Raw genomic sequence first — 771 nt, forward strand, 5'->3', positions numbered from 1 at the left:
CACGCGGTGACGAGCGTCCCCATCGTCTCGCCGAGGAGCGCGCGCGTGACGTTGCCCTCGGGTTCCATCCCGAACACGCGCATGTCGATGCCGTTGTCCATGCACAGGCTGAAGGCGGTCGAGTCCACGACCTTCAGCCCCTTCTGCAGCGCGTCGTTGTACGTCAGGTGGTCGAGCTTCGTCGCGGACGGATCGAGGCGAGGATCGGCCGTGTAGACGCCGTCGACGCCGTTCTTGGCCACCAGGACCTCGACGGCCCCGATCTCGAGCGCGCGCTGCGCCGCGACCGTGTCGGTGGAGAAGTACGGCAGGCCCGCACCGGCGCCGAAGATGACGACGCGACCCTTCTCGAGGTGGCGCACGGCGCGACGCGGGATGTAGGGCTCCGCGACCTGTGTCATCGAGATGGCGGACTGCACGCGTGTGGCGGCGCCGGCCTGCTCGAGGAAGTCCTGGAGGGCGAGGGCGTTCATCACGGTCCCGAGCATGCCCATGTAGTCGGCACGGCCGCGGTCCATTCCGCGCTGGCTGAGCTCGGCGCCGCGGAAGAAGTTCCCCCCGCCCACGACGATCGCGATCTCGACACGATCGACCGCCTCGGCGATCTCTCGTGCGATCTGGCTGACCACGTCGGGGTTGACCCCGAGCTGGCCTCCGCCGAATGCCTCACCCGACAGCTTCAGGAGCACCCGGCGGCGCTTGGTCGCTTCATCGATCACGTGTCATGTCCTCTCGTTCCATCCAAACTATCTGCCTGGCGGCGGACTCGAA

Annotated in this window: 1 protein-coding gene; it reads right to left on the minus strand. The window is 67.8% G+C overall.

The window, feature by feature from the left end; all coding sequences use genetic code 11:
- Nucleotides 1–719: UMP kinase (pyrH, locus tag P2P98_RS02855; RefSeq protein ID WP_275797029.1), on the minus strand; the 719-nt coding region annotated here is incomplete at its 3' end.
- Nucleotides 720–771 lie beyond the last annotated feature (52 nt).

Source organism: Microbacterium sp. Kw_RZR3 (genome assembly GCF_029222405.1).
Classification (GTDB): Bacteria; Actinomycetota; Actinomycetes; order Actinomycetales; family Microbacteriaceae; genus Microbacterium.